General features: G+C 57.5%; 17 protein-coding genes, 1 tRNA gene and 1 pseudogene. 7 read left to right on the plus strand and 12 right to left on the minus strand.

Translation table 11 applies throughout. The annotated features are described in order from the left end of the window. Positions 1-263 precede the first annotated feature (263 nt). Positions 264-824: an HNH endonuclease gene (locus tag IG617_RS15765; RefSeq protein WP_192110233.1), complete on the minus strand. Its 561-nt coding sequence runs from the start codon at positions 822-824 to the stop codon at positions 264-266. 426 nt (positions 825-1,250) lie between these two features. Between IG617_RS15765 and IG617_RS15770 the strand changes: the two genes are divergently transcribed. Continuing rightward, the gene (locus tag IG617_RS15770; protein ID WP_209008546.1) at positions 1,251-1,832 is read left to right on the plus strand and encodes a hypothetical protein; all 582 of its coding nucleotides are present in this window, start codon (positions 1,251-1,253) and stop codon (positions 1,830-1,832) included. A 507-nt stretch (positions 1,833-2,339) separates the two neighbouring features. Then, positions 2,340-3,059, plus strand: a complete 720-nt coding sequence (locus IG617_RS15775; RefSeq protein ID WP_192110235.1) for a MarR family transcriptional regulator — start codon at positions 2,340-2,342, stop codon at positions 3,057-3,059. A 406-nt stretch (positions 3,060-3,465) separates the two neighbouring features. On the opposite strand, the gene IG617_RS15780 is transcribed toward IG617_RS15775, so the two are convergent. The 3 genes from IG617_RS15780 to IG617_RS15805 all read right to left on the minus strand — a co-directional run bounded on the left by IG617_RS15780 (position 3,466) and on the right by IG617_RS15805 (position 11,200). Continuing rightward, positions 3,466-4,359 (minus strand): calcium-binding protein, encoded by an 894-nt coding sequence (locus IG617_RS15780; protein ID WP_192110236.1) that lies wholly within the window; start codon positions 4,357-4,359, stop codon positions 3,466-3,468. Then, on the minus strand, positions 4,353-9,425 hold the full coding sequence (locus IG617_RS21830; RefSeq protein ID WP_276529833.1) for an FG-GAP-like repeat-containing protein: 5,073 nt from the start codon (positions 9,423-9,425) through the stop codon (positions 4,353-4,355). The genes IG617_RS15780 and IG617_RS21830 overlap by 7 nt, the downstream gene beginning before the upstream one ends. A 1,019-nt stretch (positions 9,426-10,444) precedes the next feature. Next, positions 10,445-11,200 carry a GNAT family N-acetyltransferase gene (locus IG617_RS15805; RefSeq protein ID WP_192110237.1) on the minus strand — a complete coding sequence of 252 codons (756 nt, stop codon included), beginning with the start codon at positions 11,198-11,200 and terminating at the stop codon, positions 10,445-10,447. A gap of 540 nt (positions 11,201-11,740) precedes the next feature. Here IG617_RS15805 and IG617_RS15810 point away from each other — a divergent pair. The 5 genes and pseudogenes from IG617_RS15810 to IG617_RS21965 all read left to right on the plus strand — a co-directional run. Next, positions 11,741-15,202: a class I SAM-dependent DNA methyltransferase gene (locus IG617_RS15810; protein WP_192110238.1), complete on the plus strand. Its 3,462-nt coding sequence runs from the start codon at positions 11,741-11,743 to the stop codon at positions 15,200-15,202. A 13-nt stretch (positions 15,203-15,215) separates the two neighbouring features. After that, positions 15,216-16,145, plus strand: coding sequence for a restriction endonuclease (locus tag IG617_RS15815; protein ID WP_192110239.1), 930 nt, complete (start codon positions 15,216-15,218; stop codon positions 16,143-16,145). Between the two features lie 165 nt (positions 16,146-16,310). Further along, positions 16,311-16,811 carry a MerR family transcriptional regulator gene (locus IG617_RS15820; protein WP_209008547.1) on the plus strand — a complete coding sequence of 167 codons (501 nt, stop codon included), beginning with the start codon at positions 16,311-16,313 and terminating at the stop codon, positions 16,809-16,811. 27 nt (positions 16,812-16,838) lie between these two features. Then, positions 16,839-17,075, plus strand: a complete 237-nt coding sequence (locus IG617_RS15825) for a hypothetical protein (protein WP_192110241.1) — start codon at positions 16,839-16,841, stop codon at positions 17,073-17,075. Between the two features lie 282 nt (positions 17,076-17,357). Beyond that, a pseudogene (locus IG617_RS21965) lies at positions 17,358-18,062 on the plus strand (tyrosine-type recombinase/integrase); the annotation flags it as partial. A gap of 168 nt (positions 18,063-18,230) precedes the next feature. On the opposite strand, the gene IG617_RS15835 reads toward IG617_RS21965, so the two are convergent. From IG617_RS15835 to hisD, 8 genes are all read right to left on the minus strand, one after another. Then, a tRNA-Phe gene (locus IG617_RS15835) sits at positions 18,231-18,306 on the minus strand. Positions 18,307-18,669: 363 nt separating this feature from the next. Continuing rightward, complete coding sequence (locus IG617_RS15840) at positions 18,670-20,277, minus strand: bifunctional metallophosphatase/5'-nucleotidase (RefSeq protein ID WP_192110242.1); 1,608 nt, start codon at positions 20,275-20,277, stop codon at positions 18,670-18,672. 319 nt (positions 20,278-20,596) lie between these two features. Then, positions 20,597-20,800, minus strand: coding sequence for a DNA gyrase inhibitor YacG (locus IG617_RS15845; protein ID WP_192110243.1), 204 nt, complete (start codon positions 20,798-20,800; stop codon positions 20,597-20,599). A gap of 47 nt (positions 20,801-20,847) precedes the next feature. Next, positions 20,848-21,474, minus strand: coding sequence for a Maf-like protein (locus IG617_RS15850; RefSeq protein WP_192110244.1), 627 nt, complete (start codon positions 21,472-21,474; stop codon positions 20,848-20,850). Between the two features lie 41 nt (positions 21,475-21,515). Beyond that, entirely contained in the window at positions 21,516-21,734 is a 219-nt protein-coding gene (infA, locus tag IG617_RS15855; protein ID WP_006939340.1) for a translation initiation factor IF-1, read from the minus strand. A 130-nt stretch (positions 21,735-21,864) separates the two neighbouring features. Next, positions 21,865-22,317 carry an arsenate-mycothiol transferase ArsC gene (locus IG617_RS15860; RefSeq protein ID WP_192110245.1) on the minus strand — a complete coding sequence of 151 codons (453 nt, stop codon included), beginning with the start codon at positions 22,315-22,317 and terminating at the stop codon, positions 21,865-21,867. 5 nt (positions 22,318-22,322) lie between these two features. Further along, positions 22,323-22,817 (minus strand): UPF0262 family protein, encoded by a 495-nt coding sequence (locus IG617_RS15865; protein ID WP_192110246.1) that lies wholly within the window; start codon positions 22,815-22,817, stop codon positions 22,323-22,325. 17 nt (positions 22,818-22,834) lie between these two features. Then, on the minus strand, positions 22,835-24,130 hold the full coding sequence (hisD, locus tag IG617_RS15870) for a histidinol dehydrogenase (protein WP_192110247.1): 1,296 nt from the start codon (positions 24,128-24,130) through the stop codon (positions 22,835-22,837). Between the last annotated feature and the right edge of the window lie 13 nt (positions 24,131-24,143).

Below are 24,143 nucleotides of genomic sequence, written 5' to 3' on the forward strand. Positions count from 1 at the left end.
GCAATCGCCCGACCCGCTACGCGATCTGACAGCTCCGCGCGACGGGCGATTGCTCTACCTGCGTCGAATGGCGTAAGCACCAATCGGGCTCAAGTCGCAGCTGGATGAAAGTTCAGTGGCAGGTCACGGTCAATTCGGCAGGTGGTTTTGGTCAGTGGGCATGGGATGTGGCATTTGCTCCGGAGCAGATCCACGACGTTTTAGACAGACATGTCACTTAACCTAAAGCAATCGCCTGACGGGCTTTTTAATTTCTGCGAATTTTAAGCAGAATGGTGATCAGAAAAATACCTTTGAATAGCCTGTTGTATTTTCGCGGCGTGCGACTGCGATTTTTTAATGCTGTCTATCAGGCTCTCAAGGTTTTCCCAGTGCTCGGCCCACAGCTCCGAAGGAACCATTTCAGCCAGATTCTTTGGCTGGACATTTCCCCAAGCTTCGAAGCGTTCTAGTTTTTCGCTTCGTGGCTTAGTATTGACACCACGACTTTTCGGTGAGTTTGGTGCGGGTCCATCTATCCAGCTTTTCCATTCAGAGGCACCTTTAGATTGATTACAGAGGCCGCACGAAGGAACCAGGTTCTTGTAGTCTGAAATGTAGCCAGTTGGCCTCTTGTTTTTTACCAATGGCCTTAAATGATCCCAATCCGTCGCCTTTCCGTCGCAATAAACGCATTTCATAGCTTCTTCGGTCATATCTAGCTTGGCAAGAGCTTCAGCACGTTCCTGCCGCGAAGGCTCAACCCATGGGATTACCGCCTGAACGAAACTGTTTGTCATTGAGGATGTTCTTTGAGTGATTTTGTGTGGCTTGCGATATTTCATCCGCTATTTTCCTATTCTGCTTTGCGACCATCGCAGCATAAACACATGCCCCTTGTGTCTTTCCAGTACCTGTCGGTGGCTGAAGGACTTGCCATTGTCCGCGCGTCTGCCCCTCGACGTCCCTTCCTGCGCCAATGAGCACAGCTCTGGAAAAGGCCTCCCCCATTCCCCTCCATTTCTGCATCAACTTGTCCGACGAGCAGTTTCCGAGACCCTCCCAATGCTCCTTCATTTTCTCCGCAAAGGTCACTGGGGAAATCGATGCAGGGTTGTAGATCTGTTTCTCAGTGTTGATTTTGCCAGTGCTGTCTTTGTGTTTCATCGAACCAATTGAGGGTCTTCTGCTGAATGGGTGCGCTTCCTATATCTATCTCTATAGAAGCTCCGCCCCCATTAATTCGCTATCTTGGAATGACATCTAACCGTTTGGCAACAATCAAGGAACAGCGCTGCAATGCTCCTCACTGTGCGCGCCTAGGCAGGGGACGCTACTGTGCTCACCATCGTTCGCTTTACCGCCATTATGGAGCACCTGTTGTCGGTCCTGACAAGAAGCTTCTGCTTGTCCACCAGCGGTATCTGAAGAAGACTCTAGGCCAACTGGTTTCCGCCGACGACGAGACCCAGGGTTTGATCCGGAAGGTGGCCAGCATCGCTTTCGAACCACGTCCGATCCACTTTCAGGATAACCGAGGGCGTCTTCGCAGGGCAGCCTATGAGGCCTCTGTCTGGCAGGTCGAGAGGATACGTCAGTGTCACCCTGGTGAGGCCAATGAGCGACTGGCGGAGCGGCTCTGGTGGGCTTTCCTGACGGTCCAGTTTGTCGAGATGACTGAGGTCTTTGTGCATCAAGACCGACACCACTTCTGGACGTCTGTGGTTCGTCTTCTGATCACCGACACCCATCGGAACAAGCCGTCTTCCCGCTATGCGGACTATCTCCAGGAGAGACTGAATACGCTTCTGTCGACACCAACTGCCAAGTGGTGCTCCAAGGTTGAGCTGTAAGAGTGGGGACCGGTGCAGTGCCTGTTTCGCTGACGAAGCCTGACAAAGACGGACAAGGACGCAAAGTCCGAAAGTGGGGACTCCAAAATGGAGCAAAAATCTGAAGCCCCAACGTTAAGGATAGCCACCGCCCGTTCCCCCCGGCACCCTTTAGGTCCCTCGATAGAACCAAAGGCAGTCACACTGGTGTCACAACGAGGAAGAGAACAGTGTGACAGAGGGGCTTGACGGAAGACCGGTCCAGAACCACTATTAGGCTGGTAAGGGCTTGATCTTTAGGATTTTATCTTCAGGAAAAGTGGTGCCCGGAGGCGGATTCGAACCACCGACACGCGGATTTTCAATCCAGAAATAAAAAAGGTAAATCAGACACTTGATAGCCCAACAAGTGTCAAACCCGCTACGGAACATCAAATAGTTAGCGGCAAAGTGTCAAACGCGAAATCCAAAGGCCCATGGGTTGCCATGGTCCCATCCGGAGCGATTTACGACAACCGGCTTACACCAATGCAGTTCCGTGTATTCGCCCTTCTTTGCCGGAGTGCGAACAGAGCCGGTCATACCATTCGGTCGCAGGTCAAAATGGCTGCTGAGCTTCGAGCTTCACGTTCGACGGTTTGTCGGGCGATTGACCAGCTCGAGAAATTTGGTTGGGTTCAGCGGATTCAGAACCGCCGACCAGATGGAGGAAAATGTTCGCTTGGTTATGTGATCAATCACGAAGGACCAGCCGAGACGACCAACTCCGAACAAACAACACGAAACAACTGTGCCATGGGGAGGTCATCTGATGGATCAAGTAACGATCAGGGCATGTCCCACGGATCAGACATCACAAAGAACACACAGTTTAAAAACACCCAAATAAAAACTGACTTCATAGACACCTGCGGGGCTCGACATGCCGATGACACTCCGGTGCACTGTCTAAACCGGTCTTCACTGCACGCCATTGCCCTGGACCAACAAAGCAGGAACTTCATTGAAAACGTCAAACAACAGCTGTTGTTCGTGGGTATCCACCTTGAGCATTCCAGCATCTCTGGAGGCGTAGGCACCATCTTGGAATGGTATGAGATGGGCGCTGACGTAGAACTAGATATTGCTCCGATGTTGGAGAAAGTCATATCGCGCGCCAAGGCCCAGCCAACCAGGCTAGCCTATTTCACTAAGGCCATCCGGAACTCCGTCAAGCGCCGGTCTCGGGGACAGGCCACCTACTTGTGATAGCGGGCCTCAAGTCAGGGAGACACGGCGGGTCCTTTCGCGCCTGCCGTGTCCTACGGGGCTATTCGCGACGTCAGGGCATTGAAACACGCAGCGTTTTCAAAACACGTTAGGTTTATGTTCAGGATGATGTTTGGGGAGGAGTAGCTAGTGGTAAAAAGCAGAGATAGCCGATTGTCGCTGCTTCCCTAGGTCCCGAGGTCAAGCATAAGCAACGTCATCCGCAGATCTATCGAGACACGCGCACCCGAGCCCGGGTGTCGTTCACGCTATTAAAAGCCATTGCACCGGTGTCTTCCAGGTCTCGGAGCACGGTGAAAGCGAGATCATTGAAGAACTTGAGGGTCCGGGCTGATCCCATGGGCGTCCGCAGGTCCCTGAAACGGACCTGCGGACGCAAGTCATGCTAGACGAACTGGAAATCGTCCTGATGCAAGTCCGCAAGCAGCACCCCTTCCAGGGTCAGGCTGTTTGCCGCATCAAGCGCGATGACCGTATCAGCACCATTGTCTGAAGCTGCTGCGAGCACCGACGCGAAGTCCCCGAACTCCGATGCCGCCAGCTGGACAACATCTTCCGACCCTGCCCCCGCAACGAAATCAGAAATTGTATCATGGCCAGTTGCAGCTGCATTAAAGAGGAAAACATCGTTGCCTGAGCCACCGGAAATGATGTCATGGGAGTTCGTCCCGGAGATCAAGTCAGCTTCAGAGGAGCCAACAAGAACAACGCTGCCATCACCGTTAACCGACATGGAACTAAGGCTCGTCCCGTCAGCAAACTCATACTGATCGAAATGCGCCCCGACATTCGCGATACTCAGCAACCCTTGCGGACGATCGCCTTCCGCTGCCCAAGAAAACTCAAGGACATTGCCTTGAACGCCATCCCAATACCGCTGGCTGACTGCAAGATCCGACAAGGATAGATCGCTGAAGCGGATCGTATCAAACCCACCTCCAGACACCTCTGCGTCCGCGGTCAAAAGCACGTGGCCATTATCGGAGCCAATCACATACGTGTCGTCCCCCGCCTGACCAAATGCATGCTGAGCATCACCGAAGTCGCTCCTGCCAAAGATCATCGTGTCGTTGCCAGCGCCGCCGAACAAGAGATTCTCGTCTGCAAACCGGCCGACGTCACCGCCTGCCGTCGTCACACCACCCACAATCAGATCATCGCCATCTGTGCCGTACAAAACAGCCCGGCCATGAACATCAAATTCAATCCGACTCAGCGTCGTCCCGTCAGCAAACTCATACTGATCGAAATGCGCCCCGACATTCGCGATACTCAGCAACCCTTGCGGACGATCGCCTTCCGCTGCCCAAGAAAACTCAAGGACATTGCCTTGAACGCCAAGAGATTCTCGTCTGCAAACCGGCCGACGTCACCGCCTGCCGTCGTCACACCGCCAACAATTAGATCGTCCTCATCCGTTCCGTGGAGAACCGCACGGCCGTGAATGTCGAACTCAACGCGGCTCAGGCTCGTCCCATCCGCAAACTCAAAACGCTCAATGTGCTCAGCAGCGTTGGCAATGCGGAGCTCACCCGAAACGCCGCCCTTGTTCCATTGGAACCGCAGGAATGGCTCACCGCCATCAATATGTTGGGAAACATCCAAGTCGGACAGGTTCAAATCCTTGAACACAAGCGTGTCGGTTCCGCTGGCTTCCCACTCGGCGTCGTCATTCAACATGACCAAGCCGGCGTCCACGCCGATCAGGTAAGTGTCGTCGCCTACCTCTCCTTGCAGGAGTTGAAGCCCACCGGCACCCTTGCCCGCATCCAGAACGTCATTGCCGTCGCCGCCATGGAGCGTGTCGTCGCCCTCCCCACCCATCAGGACGTCGTGGCCCTCGTCGCCATAGAGCGTATCATTGCCATCGCCCCCCAGCAGCGTGTCGTGACCATTGCCGCCATTGATGGTGTCCGCGCCTTCAAGCCCATTGATATAATCATTAGAGGCTGTTCCGGTCAGAAAATTTCGACCACCCGTGTGCCCGAGATAAAGTCGATTGGTGCCGGAACTGCCCCAGGAGAATATCAAGTCGTCAATTGCGTCACCGTTGACATCCAGTGGGAAGCCCCAGTCGGAATTTCCATTGATTTGACCTGGCAGGGTAAGGTCCAGCCGCTTTTCGAAGGTTCCGTCCGTCTGTCCGAGATACAAACGGTTTGTCCCGGAAGCACTCCAGGTGAACATCAGGTCGTCGCGGCCGTCGCCATTGTAGTCACCAACCAGAACCCGGCTTGGGCTGCCATTGATCTCGCCGGTCGAGATCATGTCGATCCTGGCTTCAAAGCCACCATCCGCGCGTCCGAGATACATCCGGTTCCAGCCAGACGAATTCCACGTGAACATGAGATCATCGAAGCCGTCGCCATTGAAATCACCGACAAGGGTACGGCTCGGATTGCCGTTGATCGCAGTCCGAGCAATCATGTCGATCCGGGCATCGAAACCGCCGTCGGACCGGCCAAGATACATCCGATTGGAGCCAGACGCATTCCAAGTGAACATCAGGTCGTCACGCCCGTCGCCGTTGAAATCACCGACGAGAGTGCGGCTCGGATTGCCGTTAATCGCGCCGGCAGAAATCTGACCGGAATATTGCACAAAACTACCGTTCGAACTCCCGACAAACATCTTGTTCGCCCCTGAAGAATTCCAGGTGAACATCAGGTCATCGTACCCATCGCCGTTGAAATCACCCACAGAGACGCGGCTCGGATTGCCATTGATCGCAGATGACGCGATCTTTCCCGACAATTGGTCAAACCCACCGGCGCTGCGCCCCAGGAACATCTTGTTGGCCCCAGATGAGCCCCAGGTGAACATGAGATCGTCGTAGCCATCCCCATTGAAGTCACCAACAGATGCCTTGTTCGGGTTGCCATTGATGGCAGTCGTGACAATCGGCGTTGACACTTGATCGAAATCGCCATCAGACCGGCCAAGAAAGAGCTTGTTCGCGCCCGATGAGTTCCAAGTGAACATCATGTCGTCAAAGCCGTCGCCGTTGTAATCCCCGACAAGAACACGGCTAGGCGATCCATTGATCGCTGTGGTTGGGATCTGGTCGAACCTTCCTTCGAAACTGAGGTCAGTCCCGTTCTGAAAATTATCCAGATGTCCGATCCAGACCTTGTCCCCGCCGGCGAAGGACAGGCTTTCGATACGCCGGGCGGTGCTTGCGAACCAGTCCGTGACGATGATCGACCCGGTCAGCGCTGCAAGACCACGGCTTTCTGCATTCGCTGCTTCTTCCGCGCTTTCGGGGTAAAACTCGATCAAGAGGTTGTTGCCGGAGCGGGAGAACCTCAGGTCCTCCAAATCGATCCCGGTGCCGAAGGCGAGCGTATCGCCATTCCCGCCGTTGCCGGTCTCATAGATGGTATCGGAGCCATCGCCGCGATTATAGACGTAGGTGTCGTCGCCAGCCGCCCCTTCCAGCCTGTCGTCGCCTTTGCCACCATTCAGGAGATCGTTGCCGTCGCCCGCATCGTTGTTCGGATCGTCGTCATAGCCGCGCAGGATGTCATTGCCATCGCCGCCATCGAGATAGTCGTGATCGGCACCGCCATGCAGTGTGTCGTTTCCGGCACCACCGGTCAGCGTATCATCTCCGAAATACGCCGTCAGACCATCGTCGCCGTCGCCGCCGTCGAGGCGGTCGTCGCCATGCCCGCCGGAGAGATGATCATTGCCGCCCTCGCCGAACAGAACGTCATTGCCATCCTCGCCGAAAACGACATCTGCCCCTTCACCGGCATAGGCGATGTCATCTCCAGCGCCAGCGTAGATGGTGTCGTTGCCCGCCTGGGTGTTGATGAAGTCGCGGCCACTTGTCCCGGTGGTCTGACCGCCCTGGTCGCCGCTCATGTCGAACAGCGCCATGTCCCTCAACTCAATCACCGTTCCGTCGGCCACTGACAGATATTCGATCTTGCCGGTTCCGGAGGTCCAGTTTTTGATGCGGAGGGAGCCGGTGAGGTCGGGCAGGCCGAGCTCGGCGGCGATGTCCTTGTCCGCCTGGCTTTCCTCGAAAAAGGTGATCAGGAGGTCCGCGCTGTCGAGGCGGATGTTGAGATCGGAGAGCGCAATGCCCGCTCCCAGCGCCAACGTGTCGCCGCCATTGCCCTCGCTATCTGCCGTCGAGCCGCTGTCGTCGATGATGTCGTCGCCATCGCCGCGGTTGTAGAGATAGACGTCGTTGCCCGTCCCGCCCTTCAGCGTGTCGTTGCCCGTGCCGCCGGAGAGCGTGTCGTCGCCCGCCTTGGCCTCCAGAACATCATTGCCGGATCCGCCGATCAGCTGGTCTGCGTTCTTCGCGCCGATCAGCCTGTCGTCGCCGTCAGCGCCATTCAGGTAATAGCCAATGTCGACCCAGCCGGCGGAGAAACTCCCGTCCGCATTGAACCGGGCGATCTCGCTCCAGACCTGAAGATTGTCGTTGTTGCCGTGCAGCGTGTCGTTGCCGGAGCCGCCGATCGCCGCTTCCGCCTGATGGGTCCCGAGGATCACTTGGGTGGCAATCTCCGTGTCGAGGCTCAAGGTGTCATAGCCCGCCCCGCCGGAGATCTGCCCACCCACCAGATCCTCCGCATCAACGACCAGCGTGTCGTTGCCATCGCCGCCGGTGAGGTTGTCGCTCCCCGTGCCGCCGATCAGAATGTCATGACCGGCCCCGCCCGTGAGCGTGTCGTTGCCGCCCGCCCCTTCCAGAAGCACGTCTTCCAGCTTGGCGGAAGCGTCTAGCGTGTTGGCATCGTCATTGCCGATGGCCGAGGACCATAGAGAAGTCGTCAGTTCGCCATCCGCGGCTTCCGTGTCGGTGCCAAGGGCAAAGCTTGCAGCCCCTGCTGCAGCGAAAAGAACCTTGCGCCCGGTGGACCCCTCCTCGGTGCCATCGGCGCCCTCATAGGTGACGATGGCGTTGCCATCCGCATCCACCGTGCGTTTGACGCCCAGCTTGGTGTAGCCGAGCGAGACGTCACCGACCGACATCACCGAACCATCGCTCAAGGTTGCTTCCGTAAAGCCGTGGATCGCCGTGTTATCATCCAGAACCACGGTGGTTTCATTGGTCCGGGTCAGCGTGATCGAGGTGATGTCATAGTCGGCAAGGGAGCGCAGCTCCCCGACATCGACCACGCCGTCGCTGTCAGCATCGCGCCAGACCTTGAACTGGCTCCAGGCGGCATCCCGCGCATCAAAGACGCCATCCCCATTGCCGCCATTGGCCTGATCGAAATGGGCCGCCAAAGCCTCCAGATCCGTGTCGAACTCATCGCTTGTCAGTTCGGAAAAGGCGATCTGATGGGCGCTCGCCAGCGAGCCGTCGCCATTCTCATCCCAGAACAGCAGGCCGTCATCGGCGCCGACCCAGGCCGTGCGTTCCAGAAAGCCGTCGTCGTCAAAGTCGAACTCGGTGAAGGAGCGGTCCATCGGCGTGATCTCGATGCCGTCGCCGTCCAGATCCAGGATCAGCGGCTTGCCGCTGTCGGTGGAGCTTTCGTGGCCCGCCTGTTGCCGGGCATGGCGAATGTTCGCTTCAATCCTCGCCACTTCGCCGGCGTCGGTCACCGGCTCATCGCCATTGTGATCCGTGAACTCCTTCCAGGACGCATAGCCGATCTGACTGCCGCTATAGCCCTGCTTCTCCATCGCATAGGCAATGGAAGCCGCGTGGGCCGTCGGCGTATCGCGAAATCCGTCGCTGAGACTTAGGCGATATTGGGCAACGAGATTGCCATCCACGGACACCCGTTCGTTCCAGTTGGATTCAACGGAGGCGACACCGTCGCCCTCTCGCCAATTCGCATAGTGAAAGCCTTCGATCCCATAAGGATCTGCCCAACTGTCATTGTGCACGCGTACGCCGCCGGCGACATAGGTGTGGAAGTCCTCGACCTCGAAATTATAGGTCTTCCAGCCTTTTTTGAATTCCGGCTTCAGGGCCAGATTGCCGTTCTGGGGCAGAACATAGCCTTCCGCCTGCTCGAACATCTCTGCTGTTGCCGCGCTATAGACGATACGCTCGGCGGAGACCATAGCCTCGGAGCCATCGGCCAGCACAAGCGTACCCGTGCCGCCCGCCATCAGTTGTTCGATCTGGCGAAAGCCGCCATGGGCGGTCAGGAATTCATGGCCCGGGGTGGTGACGAGTTCTTTTTTCTCGTCCTCCTCGACCCAGGTCAGCCGCAGCCATTCTTCGGTGATGTTGGTGAAGGTCCGAACGACCTTTTTCGGCACCAAGGCGCCACGGCCATTGTCGGCGAGAGAATCGAAGGAGAGGACAAGGTCGCCGGGGCGGATGGCGGAGATGTCGGAAGTCGTTCCATCAGCCAGAGCGATCAATGTATCGGCTGCAAAGCATCTATCGAGATTATTCAGTGCTTCTTGCGCACGGACTTGACTCAAAAGCGCAGCAGCGTCTTCGACTTCAATGTTCTGGACTGCCCTAGATATCAGCTTTCCTGACGCATCATATTTTTCAATTTTTGTCCCGACATAATCGAGGCCGTTCTTTTTGCCGAGATGTGTAAATGTTGAAATTTCGAAAGAACCGTCGGCGTGCGAGGTAGTCAGGCTCGCAGTAGCGCTACGGGGCTCCAAACTAGGAAAATTATCGACACCGATTGCAGCAAGTGCGCCGCCTACAAGTGTACCGGCCCCAATTGCGATAGGGTTGGCTGTTATCGCCGCAGCCGCAGCTCCAGACAACATACCACCACCAATGGACGCTCCGACCGCAACGACATCTCTGATCGTTAGTCCGTCTTCATCAATGGAGCGAACGCCGGTATCAACCAAAGGCCCCCCAAATTTACCCAGGATTCGCCCACCCCACTTGCTCCCCGTGTCAAAATCAATGATATCGCCGACGGCAGAGACTACGGTCCCCAGCTGGCCCAAAGCTAGATCACCAGTCGTTCTTAGGGCCTCGATAATAAAACTGTTGTCTCTTTGGTTTTCTGTCATTTTTGATCACCGGATTCACCACTACAAGCGCTAATATTTTTCGCTTTACATCTGCGGATCGACAGGAAAAAGCGGAATACAAAAACAGGGGGGAGAAAAACAACGACAAGAAAAATTACCTGAGTATACTTTGTAGATTCAAGATCCTTAATAAGAAGGAAGTATATAATCGCAGAAAAAACCCACACAAAAAATTCAGGCCTGTGATACTTCCATGCACAAGTCCAGCATTTTTTATTCGAATCTTCAATCATATGTAAAATCCAAAATTTGTATTATTTTCTAAAGTTAAATTATTTTTCTTTTTCAATATTAGCTCCTCCCTTTCAAACACATCCCTCGAGATCCCACTTGGGCATCAACAATATTTAAGAAACTAGGGCCTAAACCCTTTGCTATCGCGCGCCCACATCCAAGTAATTCCCACCCACCGTCTTCATCCCACATCGCCGGAAGAAGCGGTCGGCCTCGGCGGCGTTTTCGCCGTTGGTGACGTGGCAGAGCAGATGGGCGCAGCCGCGGGTCCTGGCCCAGTGGCGCAGGGCCTGCACCAGCCGCAAGACCACCTTGCCAGAGACAAGCGTGCCCGAAAGCCCTGGATCGATGTTCAACGTCTGGACCGTGGCAATGAGACTGCCCTCGCCCAGGAAGTATTCGCCCGCATGAACGGAGGCAAAGCCGAGCAGCCGCTCTCGTGGGCCTTCAGCTGACCCCAGCGTCGGACCGGCTTTATCCATGGCGCTGTCGGACGCGATCGCATAGATCAGCCCGTAGCGCTCCGGTTGGGCCATGGCCTTGTCGAAGATCGCCCGCGCCTTTGCCTCCGAAAAGGCAATCTCCTTGAAGACTGTGCGTTCGTGAGCCGCGCGCGCCAGCGCCAGCCCGGCCTGGTAATCGGCCTCAGTATTCTGTGCAAGCCGGATACGCACGCCGCCTGGCTTTTGGCGCCGCTTAGCGGTCTCCATTCCAGGCATGGCCTCAGCCAAACGCTCGGCCGCACCCGCAGACGCATTGGCTGGAGCGGAAATTTCCTGCGGCACGGTTCGGGAAGATGCGCTGTCTGAAGGCTTTGCATGAGCGCTCGCTGCAGCGCCCGGCTGATTGCCCGCCGCAGCCCGCGTCTGCCCCTCGCCTCTTAGTGCTTCACTCAAACCTGCCTGCCCCAAATCGTCGCCGGCGCCCGTTTTTCCATGGCGCCTTTTTCTTCCCTAACGTCAGGTACTTATCCGCCTTATCCCGCCCACGAAGGACCGCCAAAAGCGAATCCCCCAAGCCTTGGCAAGACCCTAGCAACATCCGGAAAAGGAACAAGCAACCGGACATACAAGCATTGCGGGAGAGAGAAATTTTCGTCAGAGATGTTAGAAGTCTGACGGCCCAGGAGCCCCTTCCACGCTGCGGGTCCTTTCACGGCCTCCCTGTCCTACGGGGCTATTCGCGACCTCAGGGCTTTGAAACGCGTGGCGATTTCAAAACGTGTCGGGTTTATGTTTAGGATAATGTTTGGCCTACGCTTGCAATGGCCGGTGCAAGGGTCTGTTTCGTCCCCGGCACCTCTTTTGTTTTCGACCGACCGCAGGATAGTTGATAGGCCAGTTCGCGTTTTGAGGTGACCGCTCTTGATAGCTATCGCGCGTTGTTTCTGTTTGTATATCTGACGTTGTAAAAAGATTCGTTGAGTAACCACCCGCATGTCCGATCCGATTGATGCCTTCATTGACCGCTGGAAGCCATCGGGCGGCAGCGAGATGGCGAATTTTCAAATGTTTGCCGATGAACTGACGGATCTACTGGGCGTCGACAGACCCAAACCGGCAACCGCTGACGGCGAGAACAACGACTACCGCTTTGAACGGCCGGTCACCTTCACCCATACGGGCCGCAAGAGCCGGGGACGTATCGACCTCTATCGCAAGGGCTGCTTTGTCCTGGAAGCAAAGCAGGGCGGCGACAAGGGTTCCAAAGCCGACATAGACCAGCTCGCACTTCTAAGCGAGAAGGATGCGCCCAAGGTCCGTCTCGGTCATGGCCCGCGTGGCACGGCCAAGTGGGACGACACGATGCTCAAGGCGCGTAACCAGGCCGACGGCTATGCCCGCGCCGTTTCCAAGGAAGACGGCTGGCCGCCCTTCCTGATGATTGTCGATGTCGGCCACGTGATTGAGCTTTATGCCGACTTCTCCCGCGCCGGTCAGGGCTATACCCAGTTCCCGGACGGCAACCGCTATCGCATCAAGCTGGAAGACCTGTGCGACGCCGACACATGCGATCTTCTGCGCACGATCTGGACAGATCCATTCTCGCTAGATCCCTCCCTGAAGGCCGCCGAAGTCACAAGGGATATCGCTGCGCATCTGGCCGAGCTGGGCAAGAGTTTTGAGGGACAGGGTCACGACAGCGAAAAGGTCGCCCGTTTCCTGATGCGCTGCTTGTTTTCCATGTTCGCCGAAGACGTGGAGTTGATCCCGAAGGACAGTTTCACCGGGCTTCTGATGGACTTCAGAGGCCACCCGGAGCATGCGGCTTTGTCCTTGAAAGAACTCTGGGAGGCGATGGACAAGGGTGTCTACTCCCACGCGCTGAAGGCGGACCTGAAGCGCTTCAACGGCGGACTGTTCAAGGAACCCGACGCCCTGCCGCTGAATGGCTTGCAGCTTGGCCTTTTGATCGAGGCAGCCGAGGCTGACTGGAAGCAGGTGGAACCGGCGATTTTCGGCACGCTGCTGGAACGTGCGCTCGACAAGCGCCAGCGGCACAAGCTCGGTGCCCACTACACGCCGCGCGCCTATGTCCAGCGACTGGTGACGCCGACTATCATTGACCCGCTGCGCGCCGACTGGAAGGACGTGCAGACCGCCGTGCAGCGGCTGATGTCCGACGGCAAGGAGACAGAGGCCCGCGCTGCCGTCCACGACTTTCACCGCACGCTTTGCGAGACAACCGTGTTCGACCCGGCCTGCGGCTCAGGCAACTTCCTCTATGTCGCCATGGAAATGATGAAGCGGCTGGAAGGCGAAGTCACCGCGCTCCTGGAGGAACTTGGCGAGGACCAGGCGTCTCTTGGCCTGTCCGGTCACACGGTCGATCCGCACCAGTTCTTAGGGATTGAGCTGAACCCCTGGGCGGCGGCGGTGGCCGAACTGGTGCTCTGGATCGGCTACCTGCAATGGCATTTCCGCACCCACGGCAAGGCGTCGCCCTCCGAGCCGGTTCTGAAGGACTTCAAAAACATCCAAAACCGCGATGCGGTGCTGGAGTGGGAAGACCGCATTCCAAGGCTGGATGAGGCAGGCAAGCCGGTCACCCGCTGGGATGGGGTGACCACCCTGCGCCATCCGGTAACGGGCGAGGAAGTGCCAGACCCGGATGCCCGCATTCAGGTCTACGACTATATCAAGCCGAAACCCGCCAATTGGCCCGAAGCCACTTTCATCGTTGGCAATCCGCCGTTTATTGGTGCCAGTCGCCTGCGGGATAGCCTCGGCGATGGCTATGTCGAGGCACTCTGGAAAGCCTATCCGAAGATGCCGCAAAGTGCGGATCTGGTCATGTTCTGGTGGGACAAGGCGGCTCTGGCTGCACGTGGCTTTGACCGGAAGAAGGCCAAGGGCACCCGCCGCTTCGGTCTGATCACCACCAATTCCCTGCGCCAGACGTTCAATCGTCGGGTATTGGAGCCACATCTAAACGACCCGAAAAAGCCGCTATCCCTGCTTTTCGCCATCCCGGATCACCCCTGGGTGGATACCCAGTTCGGGGCAGCGGTGCGGATTTCCATGACGGTTGGAGCTGCTGGCAATCGTGCTGGCCAGTTGCTGTCTGTGGCGACGGAAAGCAAAGAACGCTCAGAGGCAGACGGGCGCCTGGTGACCTTCGATCATCAGATCGGAAAGGTATTCGCGAATTTGCAGATAGGCGCTGATGTGGCGGGGGCTAGATCGCTCACAGCGAACGCGAATCTTGCCCATAGAGGGATGCAGCTAATTGGCTCCGGTTTCATCTTGAGACCGGCTGAAGCTAAAGCGTTGGGATTGGGAACAATGCCAGAGGCTTCTGCTCACATCCGCAGTTACCGAAACGGACGAGATCTCACTTCAGCACCGCGCGACGTGATGGTGATCGATCTGTTTGGACTGACAGAAGCTCAAGTAAGAGAGCGCTTTCCGGCGGTCTATCAGCATGTCTTAGACAATGTGAAACCGGAGCGCGATCTCAACAACCGCGATAGTTATAAGCGTAACTGGTGGATTCATGGTGAGCCACGACGGGATCTGCGCCGCGCGTTAAAAGGATTGCCGCGCTACATCGCAACCGTCGAGACAATGAAGCACCGCGTTTTTCAGTTTCTCGATGCGGATATCTTGCCGGATAACATGCTCGTGGCGATCGCTCTTGATGATGCTGCTAAGCTTGCGGTGTTGTCCAGCAAACATCATGTTGTATGGTCTCTTGCAGCAGGTGGTAGGTTAGGTGTCGGCAACGACCCCCGCTACAATAAATCCCGTTGCTTCGATCCCTTTCCGTTCCCTGATCTCACTGAAACTCAGCTAACAATACTTCGGACACTTGGCGAAGAGCTCGACGCGCACCGCAAAAAGCAACAGGCGGCGCATCCCAAGCTGACGCTGACCCAGATGTACAACGTCTTGGAAAAACTGCGCGCAGGCGAGACCATCGAGGGCAAGGACAACTACGATCAGGGCCTGATCGGCATTCTGAAAGACATTCACGACCGGATCGACGCTGCCGTGGCAGAAGCCTACGGCTGGCCGGAAAATCTCACCGACGAGGAAATCCTGTTCAAGCTGGTCGATCTCAACAAGGAGCGCGCGGCGGAAGAGGCGAGCGGTCATATCCGCTGGCTGCGTCCGGACTATCAGAACCCGGAAGGCAAGCAGGCCGAAGCCAAGGCCAAGCAGGCGGAGATGGATGTCGGCGCCGCCATCAAGGTGGAGAAATCCCCCTGGCCCAAGGCCCTGCCGGAGCAGATCTCTGCGGTTCGCGAGGCGCTTGAAGACATGGGCGAAGCAACACCCGAACAGATCGCCCGTCGCTTCCAGCGCGCCCGCACCACCTCCGTCGAACCGTTGCTGGCCAGCCTGGCAGCACTCGGCCAGGCCCAAGTTACTGAGGATGGCCGCTATGCAGCATAATGGGAGTCAATGAATGTCACGCCGCTTCACCGTTGAGCCGACCGGCATGCCTGACCTGCCAGGCATGATGCTGGCAACGATCGAGGCATTAAAGCAAATCGGCGGCTCAGCCTCCATCCAGGAACTGGAAGAAAAGGTCATCGAGATCGAAGGGCTGTCCGAAGAAGAGCAGTCCTATACTCAGCCGGGCGACGACCCGCGCACCCGCGTTGCCTATTTCCTTGCCTGGGCGCGCACCTATCTGAAGCGCGGCGGAGCGTTGGAAAACTCCTCCCGCGGTGTCTGGGCGTTAACTGACGATGGCGAGGCTATCGTCAGCAAGCAGCAAACAGAAGCCATTCATAAAAGGGTTCTTGATGAAGAGCGCGAGCGGGCCAAGGCCAAGCGTAAGGAAAAGCTGCAAAAGGAAGCTGCGCGGAAAGACAAGCGCGAAACTGTATCTGAGCCTGCTCCGCTGGACGCCGATGAGGACACTACTGGGGCTGAAAACTGGAAGCTCAAGCTCCGCGACACGTTGCGCGCCATGGACCCTTCAGCCTTTGAGCGGCTGTCGCAGCGCCTCTTGCGCGAGGCGGGGTTCATCAAAGTCGAGGTTCGCGGCAAGACCGGGGATGGCGGCATCGACGGCGTCGGCGTCCTTCGCGTCAATCTGGTTTCATTTCAGGTCTACTTCCAGTGCAAGCGCTGGAAGGGCAGCGTTGGATCAAAGGAGATCCGCGACTTTAGGGGTGCCCTGCAAGGGCGTGCGGACAAAGGCCTGTTCATCACAACCGGTACCTTTACCAGCCAGGCCTCAGAAGAAGCCACTCGCGATGGCGCCATCGCCATTGACCTGATCGATGGCGACCGCCTTTGTGACCTCCTGAAGCAATATGACCTCGGCGTCAAAACGCAGATGATCGAAGCAGTCACGATTGATGCAGGGTGGTTTCAGAGCATTTGAGTATGGACGTGTTCTGAGGCTGAAAACGCATCTGGCCTGCGCGTTGTTAATGCCCGAGCTCGACGACCGCTTGGTCCGAAAGACAACGCATCAGCAATTAAAAAGTGGGTCACTTGACCCTTTTACCAGAATCGGTACAATCGACCCAGTTTGATGGAGCGATCAGTGACGACTCTTGCCAGCCTGCTTAAACGGAAATTCACAGCATCCCAGGTTGCTGCAGTTGCCGGTATGAATATCGAGACCCTTAGGGTCTGGCGGCGACGCAAGCATGTAGTACTGGAAGCTGATGGGCCGGGATGGACGCGGTTCACGTTCAACGACCTCATGTTAGTCGTCACGTACCACCGTCTCGTCCAGTCCCACTGCTCCCACGCCATGGCGGAAATGATAGCAGGTCATGTCCTCATTGGCCTCAAGGACCGATGGGAGGAAGTATTGAACGCCGACACCGGCGTCTTTTGCTTCTGCAACATGCACCACGACACGGCGGACCTGGACATCCAGACCATTTTCGGGCTCGAAGCGCTCAACATGAAAATGAGCGCCGCACTCCGAGATCCAGAGCGCGGTCCAGCGTATCAGATCGTCGATTGCTCTGCCGTGCTTCAAAACGTTCTGACGAAGGCAACCGCGTTGGATCGGGACACAGCTAAAGCCAAATAACCCGCAAAGGGACTGGAGGCTCCTGACATGCCAAGTGCCAAACTCAATCTCACTGTGCAGCCGTATCGCATGCTGAGCAAAGTGGACGCCGCACACTACTGCGGATTAGCGGTCAAGAAGTTCGAGAGCCTTTCGCCAGTCGCCCCTGTGGCATTTGCCGACGGCGTGAAAAGGTGGGACGTACATGATCTTGACCGCTGGATAGAAAGCCAGAAGGCATCCGATCAACTGGATGATGACGCTCTTGTCGCGCGATTGGGGTGATTGATGCCGAAGATCAACAAATGGTGGCCAAAGGGCTTTCGGGTTTGGGAGGATAAAAAGCCTCCTTTCAAGCTGCGCTGCCAGCACCGGAAGTCGGGCGCCATGGTTGATCTCGCGAGCTTTCCGCCAAAGTCAGCAGCCTTCTACAATGAATGTACGCGGCTCGAGGATGCCGGTAAACGCCAAACTGCCAAACCTGGCACTTTGGGGCTACTTGTTGAAAAATATCGTGGCAGCCACGCGTTCAAGGATCTCGCGCCCCGCACGCGAAGCGACTACCAGATGGTTTTGGGTTATCTCCAGCCATTGAGCGACACGCCCCTCACCCGCTTTACCTCAGAGCTTATCGTGCGCTTGCGCGACAAGGCTCATGAGGACAAGAGTGCTCGATTTGGCACCTATGTGAAGCAGGTGATTTCCGTTGTGTTCGCCTGGGGAAAGGAACGAGGCCTTGTCAAAGACAATCCAGCCCTTGGTGTAAAAGGTGTCAAACGCAAACGAAATGCACCAAAAGCCAACCGCCCGTGGACCGATCAGGAGCGTGAAATCGTACTGAAAGAAGCTCCAGCGCAATTGCGCCCTGCCATCGCCTTAATGATGTTTACAGGGCTTGGACCAGGAGATGCTTTCGCGCTTCCCAAGTCGGCCTATCAGGATGGGGTGATCAGATCGTCCCGCGCGAAGACCGGCACGCAAATCCATTGGCCCGTGATCAAGCCGCTTCAAGTGATCCTGGATGAGGCGGAACCGCATGAGGCCCCAACCTTGCTGGCGAGCTCGCGAGGACAACCGTGGACCGAGGCTGGCTTCCGCGCCTCCTGGAAGCGTTACTACGACCAACTCAAGGCTAAAGGCTCGGTCGGAACCGGCCTAACCCTCTACGGCCTAAGGCACACGGTCGCGACGATCCTGCGTGAAGGCGGCATGGACGACCGGACCATCGCCGACGCCCTCGCACAAACAACTGAGACCATGGCTCGGCATTACTCACGAAGGGCCGATATTAGCGCCAAAATGGAAACTGTCTCGGCAAAGTTTGAGGCTGAAATAGCTCTTCGAAGCGAGAAAGTGTCAAACCCGTTCGCAAAGAATGTCAAACCGCAAAGGAGAAATTCTCATGCAGTCGAAAAAGCAAAGTCAATTCAAAGAGATGAGTGGTGCCCGGAGGCGGATTCGAACCACCGACACGCGGATTTTCAATCCGCTGCTCTACCAACTGAGCTATCCGGGCATCTGACGGCTGGCGGACAGGTTGTCGCCGCGTCGAAAGCTCGGGTCTTATAGAAGCTGGAAACGGGCTTGTCCAGCGTCCCGGCAAAGTTTTTCACCGCCCTTGCAAGGCTTTTCGCAAAGGTGTCCCCACCCTCTGCAAAACCCCGGTTTTACTCGGTTTTTCAGCTCTCTACCGGCTGGGGAAAAGTTGACCTGAAGCGCCTTCAAATGGCTTTGTCGACAGCCCGCAGAAGATCGCCCTCCCACTCAGACTGCTCGCTTGACTCGAGTTCACGCAGAGAAACGAAAAAGCGCGCCGCTGATGCGACGCGCTTTGACCTTGCGCGAGGAACCAGGGTCCCTCGCCTGACAGGTGTCAGTCTTACTTTTCGGTGATCCGGCCGTCGACGTATGGCGTGTAACCGCTCTTGGCCGCCAGGTACTCGGCAACCACGTCAGCCAGATCCGGGCCGTAGTCATAGGCGTCCATACCCGCTGCCGCGAAGACCTTGTAGCCGTCGCCGCCGCCGCGCATGTAGTTGTTGGAGACGACGCCATAGACCTTGTCCGGGTCGATCGGCGCATAGGCATCGCCGTCCATGACTTCGACGTCGCTGATGCGCTCACCGGCCGGCTTGGCCTTGGAGAAGCTGTACTTGAGGCCTGCGACCTGCGGGAAGCGGCCTGCGCCCTCCTCGATCTTGGACACACCGTTTTCAAGCGCCGCGATCACATCGGAGCCCTTGAGCTTGAAGGTCGACAAGGTGTTCTGGAACGGCAGAACCGTCAGGACCTCGCCCATGGTGACCTCACCGGCGTCGATCGACGCGCGCAGCCCGCCACCATTTTGAATGGCAATCTGGATGCCCTGCGGCGCAACCCGGGCCAGCATGGCATCCGCGACCAGGGTGCCCATTTCGCATTCCTGGGCACGGCAGACCGTCCGGTCCGCATTGATCAGGCCACTTGACTGCGCAACCACTTCATTGCGGATTTCATCGAGCGGTGCGGCCATTTCGACGACACGTGCCAGAAACTCTTCATCCGGCTCGACCGACGCGTCGAGCAGGATCGGTTCCCCGACAGCCTCGATGACATTGCCGGCATCATCCCATGTGACGACGAGATCGCCGACATATTTGCTGTAGGCATAGGCCTGCACGATCGGCACATCCTTGCCGTCCGGGTTCTTGACGAGCACCGGATAAGGGCCTTCAGCACGGTCCTGCGTGTTGGACAGAAGAGTGTGCGAATGGCCGCCGACGATGATGTCGATACCGGGCACGGCTGCGGCGATCATCTTGTCCTTGGACAAACCTTCGTGAGTGAGCGCGATGATCTTGTTGACACCAGCGGCTTCCAGCTCGGCAACCTGCGCCTTGAGCGCCTCTTCGGAATTCAGGAAGGTCACGCCAGCACCTGGCGAGGAGGTTTCGGCAGTGTCTTCAGCAAGGCTGGAAACGAAACCGATCTTTTCGCCGCCGCGCTCCAGCACCAGAGTGCCGGGAATGCGACCCTTGAGGAGTGGTTCCTGGTCGAGATCGAGGTTTCCGGAAATGACCGGGAAGGTCACCTTGTCGAGAAAGCCTGCGAGCGCCTTCGGCCCATCATCGAACTCGTGGTTGCCCACGGCCATGACGTCGTAGCCAATGCCGTTCATGAAATCGGCGGCAGCTGCGCCCTTGTAGGTCGTATAGAAGAGCGAGCCCTGAAACTGGTCACCGGCATCGACGACAACAAAGTTCGCGCCCTCGCCGGTCAGCTCGTCGCGACGCTCGTCAATCTTGGTCTTGATCCGGGCGACGCCGCCGAAACACTTGCCTTCGGTCTCGGATTCCGCGTCACAGGTGGAATCGTATTTGTTGATCGACTCGATCCGCGAGTGCACGTCGTTGGTGTGCAGGATGGTCAGGGTGTAGTCGGCCATTGCAGCGCCGCTCAGCGCTGTCGTCATGGCCAGCGCAGTCGCGCTAAAAAGGAACTTGCTCATCAGTGCCTCGCCTTTGATGTCGGGATATTTGATCCCTGTATAGCTCCGCCGCAATAACACGACCGTGCGACGGTTTTTCGTCACTTCAGAAACCTGACGAGCGAATGAGGGGCCGATCTCAGCCCCTGCCTCCCGGCGTCGTCACAGTTCCTGCACATGACAGGTTTTGCGGGCTCATTATGGCAGTGAATATTTTTTCACGACAAGAGATATTTTTTATCAAGCTGCTCATTGCTTGATCAAAACAGCGATTAAACGGCGAAAAACGTGACAAATTGCAACGCTGGCTAAATTTACAAGACAGAAGGAGACAGCGAAATCAGCCGTCGAAATTGTCTCGCTCGGGATCATCCAGATCGTCGGTCTCGACAACGGGAATGGTGTAGCCCTCGGAGAACCAGCGGTGAAGATCGACCTTGGCGCATCGCGGTGAACAGAAGGGATAGTCCGGCTCCGTCGACAGTTTGGAGCAGATCGGGCAAGGCCGCATGCGGCGACTGGACGTCTCTTTGGTTTCGCTCATGGCAGCGCTCATCTTGATGGGCCACACGGCGGGCAGCGCGTCCTGCGTCAGCTCGCCGATGTCGACCAGTCCTTGTGCGCCGGATAGCCGGCGGCAGACAAAAGCGTGACGGTCTCGCTCAACGGCAAGCCGACGACGCTGGGATAGGAGCCGACGAGTTTGACAACAAAACTTCCGGCCAGCCCCTGAATGGCATAGCCGCCGGCCTTGCCGCGCCATTCGCCCGACGCCATGTATTCGTCAATATCCTTGCGCGACAGGCGCTTGAAGCGGACGCGGGTTTCGACAACCTTGGAACGCAGCTTTCCATCGGGCGCAATGACGGCGACCCCGGTAAAGACGCGGTGACCGCGACCGGACAGCAGCGACAGACAGGCCAGGGCCTGGTCGGTCATCTCAGCCTTGGGCAGACACCGGCGCCCGACGGCGACCACGGTATCGGCGGCAAGAACAACAGAATCGGCGAGATCTTCCGATTGCGCAACGATGGAACGCACGGCCTCCGCCTTGCCCCTGGCAAGACGCAAGGCGAGCGCACGCGGCGTTTCGAGCTTATTCGGCGTCTCATCAATATCGGCCGGCATCAGGTGATCAGGCTCGAGACCGATCTGCTGCAGCAGGCCAAGACGGCGCGGCGACGCGGAAGCCAGGATCAGTGCGGGAACTTTCGTCATGCCTGCCACTGCCATTTTCTGCCGTCTTGCTCGCGGCCGTCTTACTTGAAGCGGTAGGTGATACGACCCTTGGTCAGATCGTAAGGGGTCATTTCGACCAGCACCTTGTCGCCTGCGAGAACACGAATGCGGTTCTTGCGCATACGCCCTGCAGTGTGGGCAATAATCTCGTGGTCATTTTCTAGTTTCACGCGAAAAGTCGCGTTTGGCAGCAGTTCCGTGACGACGCCCGGAAACTCCAGAGCTTCTTCCTTGGCCATATGGTATCCTGATTAAGGCGTTCAGATGAGCGGCGAACCTAACGGATCACGACAGGAATGTGAACCGTTCTTTCTGGGCCTTTTCAAACTAAATCGCAGCTGTCCGAGATCGCGGTCTGGTAAGGCCGATTCAGCCGCTTGGCGGCGGGTTCCAGCCAAGGCGCTTCTTGATTCTTGCCATCAGCTGATCGCGCACCGCGCGGTAGGAATTGAGTATCTGCTCCCGGCTTCCCGTGGCAAGCGTCGGATCCATCGTTGGCCAGTATTCGACGTCCACCGACTCTGTTCTCGTCAGTTCAAGCGCCTTGTGGTGCGCCTCCGGTGCCAGCGTCACCACAAGATCGAAACCCGATTCCTGCAGTTCCTCAAACGTCTTGGGCCGGTGCTTGCTCGTGTCCATGCCGATTTCCGCCATGACCGCGTCGACAAAGGGATCTGGCTCCCCCTGACGCACGCCTGCGGAGCGGACATAGATCTGATTGGGGAATAGATGACGTGCGATGGTCGCAGCCATGGGGGAACGCACGGCATTCATGCCGCAAGCAAACAACACCGCAGTCGGACGCATGCCCGGCTCGGCCATTGCGCTCAACCCTTCCAGTGGAGGGCGTAGACCAGCGTGAAGAGGCGCCGCGCCGTTGTCATGTCAACGTCAACCTTGCCTTTCAGCCGCTCCATCAGGATCTCGGACCCTTCGTTGTGAACCCCGCGCCGCCCCATATCGATCGCTTCGATCTGGCTTGGTGTCGAATGGCGGATCGCCTCGAAATAGCTCTCGCAGATCAGATCGTAGTCCTTGACGATCTTGCGCAGGGGCGTCAGCGACAGAACATGGGTGACGAGAGGCTCGCCATCTTCATCTGCAATGGCGAAGACGAGCTTCTTTTCGACGACCGAAAGCTGCAGGACGAAGTTTCCGGCAGGATGACCGACCGGCGAGAAGCTGTTTTCCTCGATCAGGTCATAGATCGCCACCGCACGGTCATGTTCCACGTCCGGCGTCGAACGGGAAATGGAGGCTTCGTCGAGAACGACATCCACCAGCTTCCCGCCACTTTCGACTTCACCTTCGGTTTCGTCCATGCGTGTGCCCCATATCCCTAGAGGTTCAGGCGTATCGCGACAGACCTTGCATGTCCATCCAGCCCTTCGGCCTTGCCCAGCGCGATTGCAGCCGGACCGATTTGCCGCAAGTTCTCTGCGTTGCACTTCAAAATGGAGGTGCGCTTGACGAAATCCAGAACCGACAGGCCGGAGGAAAAGCGAGCCGAACGGGCTGTCGGCAGAACATGGTTCGAACCACCGACATAGTCGCCCACTGCTTCCGGCGTGTAGCGTCCCAGGAAGACAGCGCCTGCATTGCGAACCTTTTCCAGCATTGCATCGGGGTCTGCCACGGCGAGCTCCAGATGCTCCGCCGCGATCCGGTTGACCAGCGGCATAGCACCGTCCAGGTCTTCGACGACAATGACGGCTCCAAAGTCGCGCCAGCTGGCCCCGGCGATTTCCGCCTTGGGCAGGGTCTTGAGCTGACGCTCGACCGCCTCTTCCACCGCCGTCGCAAGATCTGCGCTGTCGGTGATCAGGATCGACTGCGCCACCGCGTCATGTTCGGCCTGGGCCAGAAGGTCCGCCGCCAGCCAATCGGGATCATTGTCTGCGTCTGCAACGACCAGAACCTCGGACGGTCCGGCAATCATATCAATGCCGACCGTGCCGAACACGCGCCGTTTGGCCGCCGCAACGAATGCGTTGCCCGGGCCGACGATCTTGCTGACGGCCGCGATTGTCTCTGTCCCGTAGGCCAGCGCAGCAACCGCCTGGGCGCCACCGATCCGATAGATCTCGGACACACCTGCGATCCTGGCCGCTGCCAGCACCTGTGGGTTGAGCGCGCCGTCCGGGCTGGGCACCACCATCGCAATGCGTTCGACGCCGGCGACCTTGGCCGGCACAGCATTCATCAAAACAGAGCTTGGATAGGAGGCAAGGCCACCGGGCACATAAAGCCCGACCGCCTCAACCGCCGTCCAGCGGGAGCCAAGCTCCACTCCAATGGGATCCGTGTAGCGGTCATCCTTAGGCATTTGCCGCGCGTGGTGAGACTGGATCCGGTCACGCGCAAGCATGAGCGCGTCGATGGTCGACTGCGGCACCTGCGTCATGGCCGCGTCGATTTCCGCTTCCGACACTTTCAGTTCAGCCATGCTCGCCGCATCGAGCCGATCAAATTTTACCGTGTATTCCAGAACCGCTGCATCGCCGCGTTCGCGAACATCCTCGAGGATTGCGCGTACGACCTGGTCGACGTCCTCGGAAACCTCGCGCTTGCCCGAAAGCAGCGTCTGGAAGCGCGCTTCAAAGTCCGCATCCTTGTCTGACAGACGTACCGCCAAGCCTAGAGCTCCT

The sequence above is a fragment of the Roseibium polysiphoniae genome (assembly GCF_014842925.1).
In the GTDB taxonomy this organism is placed as follows: Bacteria; Pseudomonadota; Alphaproteobacteria; order Rhizobiales; family Stappiaceae; genus Roseibium; species Roseibium polysiphoniae.

What these genes read in the sequence shown, in the direction of transcription:
- IG617_RS15765 (WP_192110233.1), bottom strand. Translation starts at nt 824, where the DNA reads ATGAAATATCGCAAGCCACACAAAATCACTCAAAGAACATCCTCAATG.
- IG617_RS15775 (WP_192110235.1), top strand. Translation starts at nt 2,340, where the DNA reads ATGCAGTTCCGTGTATTCGCCCTTCTTTGCCGGAGTGCGAACAGAGCC.
- IG617_RS15810 (WP_192110238.1), top strand. Translation starts at nt 11,741, where the DNA reads ATGTCCGATCCGATTGATGCCTTCATTGACCGCTGGAAGCCATCGGGC.
- IG617_RS15815 (WP_192110239.1), top strand. Translation starts at nt 15,216, where the DNA reads ATGTCACGCCGCTTCACCGTTGAGCCGACCGGCATGCCTGACCTGCCA.
- IG617_RS15825 (WP_192110241.1), top strand. Translation starts at nt 16,839, where the DNA reads ATGCCAAGTGCCAAACTCAATCTCACTGTGCAGCCGTATCGCATGCTG.
- IG617_RS15840 (WP_192110242.1), bottom strand. Translation starts at nt 20,277, where the DNA reads ATGAGCAAGTTCCTTTTTAGCGCGACTGCGCTGGCCATGACGACAGCG.
- IG617_RS15845 (WP_192110243.1), bottom strand. Translation starts at nt 20,800, where the DNA reads ATGAGCGAAACCAAAGAGACGTCCAGTCGCCGCATGCGGCCTTGCCCG.
- IG617_RS15850 (WP_192110244.1), bottom strand. Translation starts at nt 21,474, where the DNA reads ATGACGAAAGTTCCCGCACTGATCCTGGCTTCCGCGTCGCCGCGCCGT.
- infA (WP_006939340.1), bottom strand. Translation starts at nt 21,734, where the DNA reads ATGGCCAAGGAAGAAGCTCTGGAGTTTCCGGGCGTCGTCACGGAACTG.
- IG617_RS15860 (WP_192110245.1), bottom strand. Translation starts at nt 22,317, where the DNA reads ATGGCCGAGCCGGGCATGCGTCCGACTGCGGTGTTGTTTGCTTGCGGC.
- IG617_RS15865 (WP_192110246.1), bottom strand. Translation starts at nt 22,817, where the DNA reads ATGGACGAAACCGAAGGTGAAGTCGAAAGTGGCGGGAAGCTGGTGGAT.